This window comes from Streptomyces sp. NPDC006283, assembly GCF_040613325.1.
Lineage (GTDB): Bacteria > Actinomycetota > Actinomycetes > Streptomycetales > Streptomycetaceae > Streptomyces.
Genome location: NZ_JBEXRZ010000295.1, coordinates 1 through 7,298, shown reverse-complemented (window position 1 = coordinate 7,298; position 7,298 = coordinate 1). Strand labels below are relative to the sequence as shown.

The following is a 7,298-nucleotide window of genomic DNA, read 5'->3' as shown; positions in this document are numbered from 1 at the left end:
GCCCGGTTACATTCCGAACCCGGAAGCTAAGCCTTTCAGCGCCGATGGTACTGCAGGGGGGACCCTGTGGGAGAGTAGGACGCCGCCGAACAATCATTGTGGGAAAGCCCCGCACCCTCGTGGTGCGGGGCTTTTCTGCGTTTACGGCCATGGAGGGTCGATTAGGGTCGAGGGCATGCGCTATGACCTCGTCATCTTCGACAACGACGGTGTGCTCGTCGACAGTGAACCTCTGTCCAACACCATCCTGGCCGCCTATCTCACCGAGCTGGGTCACCCCACTTCTTACGAGGATTCCCTGCGCGATTACATGGGCTCCGCGGTTCACCGCATCCATGACCTGGTGCGTGAAAGGACGGGGCAGGCGCTGCCCGCCGACTTCGACGATGTCTTTCACGCTCGCGTCTTCGCCGCGTTCGAGCGGGAGTTGACGGCCGTGAACGGTGTGACCGAGGTGCTGGAGAAGCTCCGGGCCGATGGAGTGCCGTACTGCGTGGCCTCCTCAGGCAGCCATGAGCGAATCCGGGTGGGGCACCGTCGGACGGGGCTGGACCGGTGGTTCACGGACGGCATCGTCTTCAGCGCGCAGGACGTGGGCACGGGCAAGCCGGCGCCCGACCTCTTCCTCCATGCCGCCGAGCGGATGGGCGTGGCGCCGGAGCGGTGCGTGGTCGTGGAGGACAGCCGACTCGGCGTGCAGGCGGCCCTGGCGGCGGGGATGGATGTCTACGGCTTCACGGCCATGACGGCGGCGACGGAACTCGCGGGAGTCAACGGCCACTTCGGAGCCATGGAAGAGCTGCCCGCACTGCTCGTGTGATCCGCCTACCGCACGGTAGGTGCTGGGCATACGCTGTGCGGCCATGACAGATCCGCGGTTGCGCCACGGACGGGCCTCTCTGGCGTTCAGCTTCTTTTCGCAGGGCGTCGCGTTCGCGCTCCTCGTGACACGCATCCCTGCCATCCAGGAGCGGTACGGGATATCCGACGCCCTGCTGCCCCTGTTCCTTGCGGCCGTGCCGATCCTCGCCGGCGTGGGGAGCGTGCTGACCGAGCGGCTCGTGCGTCGGACTCCGGTGAGCACGGTGCTGCGCTGGGTGCAGCCGGTGGTGTTCCTGTCCCTGCTCGGCGTTGCGGCCGGGGACGAGATCTGGCAGGTGGCGGGCGCCCTCGGTGTCTTCGGGCTGTCCGTCGGGGCGCTGGACGCCTCCATGAACATGCTGGGGGTCAGCCTTCAACGGGCCTACGGACGCAGCATCATGCTGGGCTTCCACGCCGCGTACAGCCTCGGCGGAATCATCGGGGCTTCGCTCGCTTGGGCCGGCGCCCACTGGGACCTGGCGCTTGTCGTCTCCTACCTGCCGGTGGTGCTGGTGCTCGTGCCGGCTGCGCTGGCGGGAAGCCGGTGGTACGTCGACGCGCGCCGCGCCGAAGTCGTCGAGGACCGCGGGCAGGGGGCGGCCGCGGGAGGGGTGCCGTTCAGGATGCTGCTGCCGCTCTGCCTGGTGATGACGTTCGCGTACATCGGGGACTCGACCGTCTCCAACTGGAGTGCCAAGTACCTGCAGGACGTGCTGAGGAGCTCGGAGGAGCTGGCGACCGTTCCGTACAACGCCTACATGGTGACGACGCTCATCGGGCGCGCCGTGGGCGACCTGGGGGTGCGGCGCTTCGGGGCGGTGGCGGTCGTGAGGGGCGGGGCGGTGCTGGCGGCGGCCGGGTTCGGTGTGGTCGCGGTGGCGCCAGGGGCATGGATCGGCATCCTCGGGTTCACGCTGCTGGGCCTCGGGCTGTGTGTGCTCGTTCCGCAGACGTTCGCCGCGGCCGGCCGGCATGCCGAGCAGAGCCACGCCGAGCACAGTCACGCCGGTGACAAGGACGCCGGGGAGAGCGACAGCACGGGCCGGAGCGATGCGGCCGTGGCGCGGCTGAACGTTTTCAACTATGTCGGGTTCCTCATCGGGTCGCCCCTCGTGGGTGCGCTCGGAGACGCGTGGAGCTACCGCTGGGCGATGCTGGTGCCGATGGTGCTCGTGCTCGTGACGTTGGTGTATGCCAGGTCGTTCGGCGACGGGACCGCCCGATACGGTGGCGGGCATGAGCGGCCGCGGGTTGTTGATGTGGGACGAGGCGGTAACGAAGTATGACTTCGGGGACAGCCATCCGATGGATCCGGTGCGGCTCGCGCTGACCATGGGGCTGGTGCGGGCGTACGGGCTCGACCGGGCGATGGACGTGGTCGCCGCGAAGCCCGCGGGGGCGTCGACGCTGCGGCTCGTGCACCGGGAGGACTACATCGACGCCGTCCGTGCGGCGTCCGTCGACCCGAAGGCCGCCGACCAGTCGTACGGTCTCGGCACGGTCGACGATCCGGCGTTCGCCGGGATGCACGAGGCGTCGGCGCTGATCGCCGGGCAGTCGGTCGGCGCGGCCGAAGCCGTGTGGCGGGGTGACGCAGCACACGCGGTGAACTTCGCGGGCGGTCTGCATCACGCGATGCCGGGCGGCGCCTCCGGTTTCTGCATCTACAACGACGCGTCGCTGGCGATCGCGCGGCTGCTGGAGCTCGGCGCGGAGCGCGTCGCGTACGTCGACGTGGACGTGCACCACGGGGACGGCGTGCAGGCGGCGTTCTGGGACGACCCGCGGGTCCTGACGGTGTCGCTGCACGAGCATCCGCGGACGCTGTTCCCGCAGACCGGCTGGCCCGAGGAGACGGGCGCGGCCGGTGCGGCGGAGGGCTCGGCGGTGAACGTGGCACTGCCGGCGGGCACGGGCGACGAAGGGTGGCTGCGGGCCTTCCACGCGGTCGTGCCCGAACTGCTCGCCGACTTCCGGCCGCAGGTGCTCGTCACGCAGCATGGCGCGGACACCCATTTCGAGGACCCGCTGGCGCACTTGGCGGTCTCACTGGACGCCCAGCGCGCGGTGCAGGAGGCGTGCCACGCGCTCGCGCACGAGCACACGGAGGGCGGCCGGTGGGTGGCGCTCGGCGGCGGCGGTTACGCGGTCGTCGACGTCGTCCCCCGCTCGTGGACGCACCTGGTGGGGATCGCGGCGCACGAGCCCGTGGATCCCGAGTCGGTCATCCCGTCGTCATGGCGGGACGAGGTCTACGCGAGGGCGCGGCAGTTGGCGCCGGCGCGGATGACCGACGGGCGGTGGCCCGTCCGGTGGCGCCCCTGGGAAGAGGGCTACGATCCGGCGGACCGGTTGGACCAGGCGGTGCTGGCGACGAGGCGGGCGGTCTTCCCGTTGCGTGGACTCCTGGCGTAGCGCGAGCGTGCCGGTGGGCCGGCCCACCGCGGTGTTACGCCAACTGTGGCGGGTTTCGGGAGTTTTGGCGCGGTGATCGTCCCGGTGGGCCAGCATCGGGAGCGTGTTGAGCACAGGAGCTTTGCGGGCCCATCTGCTGGCGTCGCGGTTGGCCGGGGATGTCGCCACGTCGCGGGAGGCGAGTCTGCGGAGCTACCGGGCCTTTGTGGCAAGGGACCCCCGGGTCACGATCGGGCTCGACCCCCGGTGGTCCTGGAGTGTGCGCGACATCGTCGCCCTCATGGCGGAGAGGTGCGGGGTCTCTGGGGACCCGGACGATGTGACGGGGACGGACGTCATCGACCCGGAGAGGACCCTGTGCAGGCTAGGCGCGTTCGCGGAGCGGCTGGGCGCGGTGGCCGCGCGAGGGGGGTCCGTGCTGTTCGGGACCGGTCATCCGCACCGTCTGCTCGGGTTCTACGCCGATCTGGCAGACGCCGTGTCGGCGGCCGGCTGTTCCGTACTCACACCCGCGCAGGGGCGATGTGTCGACATAACGACCCGGTTCGGCGTACGCACGTACGGCCTCGAGTACGTACGAGGGGTGGCACTGCTGCACGAAGCCGGAGCGCGGGAGGCCGGCGCGCACAGCCATTCGCCGCTACCGGTCAGGGTCGCTCTCGAGGCCGCCGCGGCCGCCGGCGGGCCGCTGCCCGATCTTGTCGTGGGAGACCACGGCTGGGTCTGCGGGGCAGGTCAGCTGGGCATCGAGGCGATCGGTCTGGCCGACACGGACGATCCCGCTGTGTTCGTCGGCGAGGTGGAGGGGCAGGTATCGGTCGCGGTTCCGCTTGATGACGCCGTACGGGCCGATTTCTACCGGCCCTTGACGCGCTATGTGCTCAATCGGGCGTGTCTGTCACAGTAGGCGGCTGAACGCTGCTCCTCTTCCCCACTCGCATCACCCGCCCCTAGTCTGGGCAGTGAGCGCACAGCGACGAAGAGTCACCGGAGGGGAAGCCGGTGCGCGTCGGGTGCGGAAGGTACAGGTGGGTCATGGCTGCTGGCAGCGAGAGGCCTCTCAACGAGGTCAAGTTCCTTACCGTGGCGGAAGTTGCCTCGGTAATGCGGGTGTCGAAGATGACGGTGTACCGCTTGGTGCACAGCGGTCATCTGCCGGCGATTCGGGTGGGGAGGTCCTTCCGGGTACCGGAGCAAGCGGTTCACGAGTATCTCCGCGAATCCTTCGTGGGGGTGGAATCCGCGTAACAGAGGCCGGACGATTCCCCTCGGATTACGTCCCTCACTCGGCGGCAGGTAGGCTAGGCCGACGTAGGTCGTGTGGGCCCAGACGCCCCGCACCGAGTGAAGAGAAGTGAGCGAGGGTAGTCGTGGGCTCTGTTATCAAGAAGCGGCGCAAGCGGATGGCCAAGAAGAAGCACCGCAAGCTGCTCAAGCGCACCCGCGTTCAGCGTCGCAACAAGAAGTAAGCGGCAGCTGTACGTGTCTCGGCCCCTCCACCGACCGGTGGAGGGGCCGAGGTGCTTGTCCCCGCGATGCGGGTCGCGACGTGGCAAAAGTCCGTCGTCGCGTCACCACAGTGCAACAGTGACGCGCTACGGTGACGCCAGGACCTAGGGGAAGGCGCTGATCTTGGGCAAGGTCGTGCTCGTCACCGGAGTGGCCCGGCAGCTGGGCGGCCGCCTTGTGCGGCGGATCCAGCGGGATCCCGAAGTGGACCGGGTGATCGGGGTCGACGCCGTGGGGCCCGGGCACCATCTGGGCGGCGCCGACTTCGTACGTGCCGACATCCGGCAGCCCGCGATCGCGAGGGTCCTCGCCGAGCACGACGTCGACACGGTCGTGCACATGGACGTCACCGGGACACCGCTGGGGGCGGGGGGCCGCACGTCGGTCAAGGAGACCAACGTCATCGGCACCATGCAGCTGCTCGGCGCCTGCCAGAAGTCGCCGACCGTCAAGCGGCTCGTGATCAAGTCGAGTACGAGCGTGTACGGCTCCGCCCCGCGCGACCCGGCGGTCTTCACCGAGACGACGCCCCCCAAGTCGTTGCCCAGCGGCGGTTTCGCCAAGGACGCGGTCGAGGTCGAGGGGTATGTGCGCGGCTTCGCCCGTCGCCGGCCGGACGTGGCCGTGTGCGTGCTGCGGTTCGCGAACATCCTCGGGCCGTGCGCGGACTCGCCGCTCGCCGAGTTCTTCGCCCTGCCGGTGATGCCCACCGTCTTCGGCTACGACCCGCGGCTGCAGTTCGTCCACGAGGACGACGTCATCGACGTGTTGCGGCTGGCGTTGCACGAGCCGCGCCGCGGCACGCTCAACAGCGGCACCTTCAACATCGCCGGGGAAGGCGTGCTGACCCTCTCCCAGTGCTCGCGGCGGCTGGGGCGGCCGACGATGCCGGTGCTGCTGCCGGCGGTCACCTGGGTGGGCTCCGCGCTGCGGACGATCGGCATCACCGACTTCTCGCCCGAGCAGATCCGGCTGCTGACGCACGGGCGGGTGGTCAGCACCGCCCAGATGCACGAGACCCTGGGGTTCCGCCCCAAGTACACGACTGCGGAGACCTTCGCGGACTTCGCTCGCAGCCGGGGGCCTGGCCTGCTGCCTCCGGAAAAGCTCGCCAGGGCGGTGGACCAGGTCGCGAGCGCGCTGTCCTCGGGGGACGGCGGGCCGGCGGCCCTGCAGAGCCCGCACAGCACCGGACAGCCCGGATAAGGAGCACAGCCGACGATGGCGGACGCCAAGGTCATTCCGTTCGACGACGATCGTTCGCGCGGCGGCGGCGCGCAGCGCCCGGTGCGGCGGCGCTCCGCGGCCGGTGGGCGCAGGAAGGCCGACCCGGCGGTGGGTCGGGAGGCGGCTGTGAGCCCGCTGCCTGGCCGGCAGGGCGGCGAGGAGGGGGACGGCGGTACGAGCGCTCCTGGAGCTTCCCCGGCCGCCTCGGTCGCCGCCGGCGCAGCCGCCCTTGCCGGTGAGGCGCCGGGCGGGCAGGAGGCCGGCGAGAAGCCCCTGGGGGCGCCGGGTCCTGCCGCCGGTGACTGGGACCGGAGGATCGCGGGCGGGCTGGCGTTCCTGCGCCGCCGGCTCACGGGCGACTACGAGGTCGACGAGTTCGGCTACGACGCGGAGCTCACCGACCAGGTCCTGATGTCGATGCTGCGGCCGATGTACGAGAAGTACTTCCGTGTCGAGGTGAAAGGCATCGAGAACATCCCGTCGGAGGGCGGGGCGCTGGTGGTGGCCAACCATTCGGGGACGCTGCCCCTGGACGGTCTGATGCTGCAGGTCGCCGTCCACGACAACCATCCGGCGGGCCGTCATCTGCGGCTGCTCGCCGCGGATCTGGTCTTCATGCTGCCCGTGGTCAACGAGCTCGCCCGCAAGGCGGGGCACACACTGGCGTGCACGGAGGACGCGGAAAGGCTTCTGCGGCGCGGCGAGGTCGTCGGCGTGATGCCTGAGGGCTTCAAGGGCATCGGCAAGCCGTTCGGCGAGCGCTACAAGTTGCAGCGTTTCGGGCGCGGCGGCTTCGTGTCGACGGCGCTGCGGGCCGGCGCGCCGATCGTGCCGTGCTCCATCGTCGGAGCCGAGGAGATCTACCCGATGATCGGGAACGCGAAGACACTGGCGCGGCTGCTGGGCTTCCCGTACTTCCCTATCACGCCGACGTTCCCGTGGCTCGGGCCGCTGGGGGCGGTGCCGCTGCCGACGAAGTGGACGATCCAGTTCGGGGAGCCGATCCCGACGGACGGGTACCCGCCGGAGGCGGCGGAGGACCCGATGCTGATGTTCAACCTCACGGACCAGGTGAGGGAGCAGATCCAGCACACGCTGTACAAACTGCTGGTGCAGCGCCGATCGGTCTTCTTCTAGCCGGTCTGTCCGTCGCTCGGTCCGGACGCCCGAAGACCGCGCGGTCAGGTGGCGGACGAGAGTGAGGGGTGGGGGGGGGCCGGGGGCCCCCCCCCCCCCCCCCCGGGGCTAGTAGTGAGACCCCGCGGAGCCCAGGCCCGGCCCGAGGG

The 7,298-nt window shown here is 70.2% G+C and carries 8 protein-coding genes and 1 rRNA gene; all 9 read left to right on the top strand.

Going from position 1 to position 7,298, the window contains the following annotated elements; genetic code table 11:
• Window positions 1-91, top strand: a 5S ribosomal RNA gene (gene rrf / locus ABZ070_RS34040); the annotation flags it as partial.
• A gap of 84 nt (window positions 92-175) precedes the next feature.
• Window positions 176-820, top strand: coding sequence for an HAD family hydrolase (locus ABZ070_RS34035; protein WP_356639679.1), 645 nt, complete (start codon window positions 176-178; stop codon window positions 818-820).
• A gap of 43 nt (window positions 821-863) precedes the next feature.
• The gene (locus tag ABZ070_RS34030; RefSeq protein WP_356639677.1) at window positions 864-2,147 is read left to right on the top strand and encodes an MFS transporter; all 1,284 of its coding nucleotides are present in this window, start codon (window positions 864-866) and stop codon (window positions 2,145-2,147) included.
• The gene (locus ABZ070_RS34025) at window positions 2,098-3,276 is read left to right on the top strand and encodes an acetoin utilization protein AcuC (protein WP_356639675.1); all 1,179 of its coding nucleotides are present in this window, start codon (window positions 2,098-2,100) and stop codon (window positions 3,274-3,276) included. The genes ABZ070_RS34030 and ABZ070_RS34025 overlap by 50 nt, the downstream gene beginning before the upstream one ends.
• A gap of 103 nt (window positions 3,277-3,379) precedes the next feature.
• Entirely contained in the window at window positions 3,380-4,183 is an 804-nt protein-coding gene (locus ABZ070_RS34020) for a phosphatase (RefSeq protein WP_356639673.1), read from the top strand.
• Window positions 4,184-4,311: 128 nt separating this feature from the next.
• Window positions 4,312-4,524, top strand: coding sequence for a helix-turn-helix domain-containing protein (locus ABZ070_RS34015; RefSeq protein WP_014046653.1), 213 nt, complete (start codon window positions 4,312-4,314; stop codon window positions 4,522-4,524).
• Window positions 4,525-4,646: 122 nt separating this feature from the next.
• Window positions 4,647-4,745, top strand: coding sequence for an AURKAIP1/COX24 domain-containing protein (locus tag ABZ070_RS34010; protein WP_003948845.1), 99 nt, complete (start codon window positions 4,647-4,649; stop codon window positions 4,743-4,745).
• 163 nt (window positions 4,746-4,908) lie between these two features.
• Window positions 4,909-5,991, top strand: coding sequence for an NAD-dependent epimerase/dehydratase family protein (locus ABZ070_RS34005; protein ID WP_356639671.1), 1,083 nt, complete (start codon window positions 4,909-4,911; stop codon window positions 5,989-5,991).
• Window positions 5,992-6,006: 15 nt separating this feature from the next.
• Window positions 6,007-7,149, top strand: a complete 1,143-nt coding sequence (locus ABZ070_RS34000; protein ID WP_356639669.1) for a lysophospholipid acyltransferase family protein — start codon at window positions 6,007-6,009, stop codon at window positions 7,147-7,149.
• Window positions 7,150-7,298: the final 149 nt, after the last annotated feature.

Bases quoted from the DNA above. Each gene is read 5' to 3' on its own strand.
- ABZ070_RS34035 (WP_356639679.1), top strand. From the start codon at position 176: ATGCGCTATGACCTCGTCATCTTCGACAACGACGGTGTGCTCGTCGAC.
- ABZ070_RS34030 (WP_356639677.1), top strand. From the start codon at position 864: ATGACAGATCCGCGGTTGCGCCACGGACGGGCCTCTCTGGCGTTCAGC.
- ABZ070_RS34025 (WP_356639675.1), top strand. From the start codon at position 2,098: ATGAGCGGCCGCGGGTTGTTGATGTGGGACGAGGCGGTAACGAAGTAT.
- ABZ070_RS34015 (WP_014046653.1), top strand. From the start codon at position 4,312: ATGGCTGCTGGCAGCGAGAGGCCTCTCAACGAGGTCAAGTTCCTTACC.
- ABZ070_RS34000 (WP_356639669.1), top strand. From the start codon at position 6,007: ATGGCGGACGCCAAGGTCATTCCGTTCGACGACGATCGTTCGCGCGGC.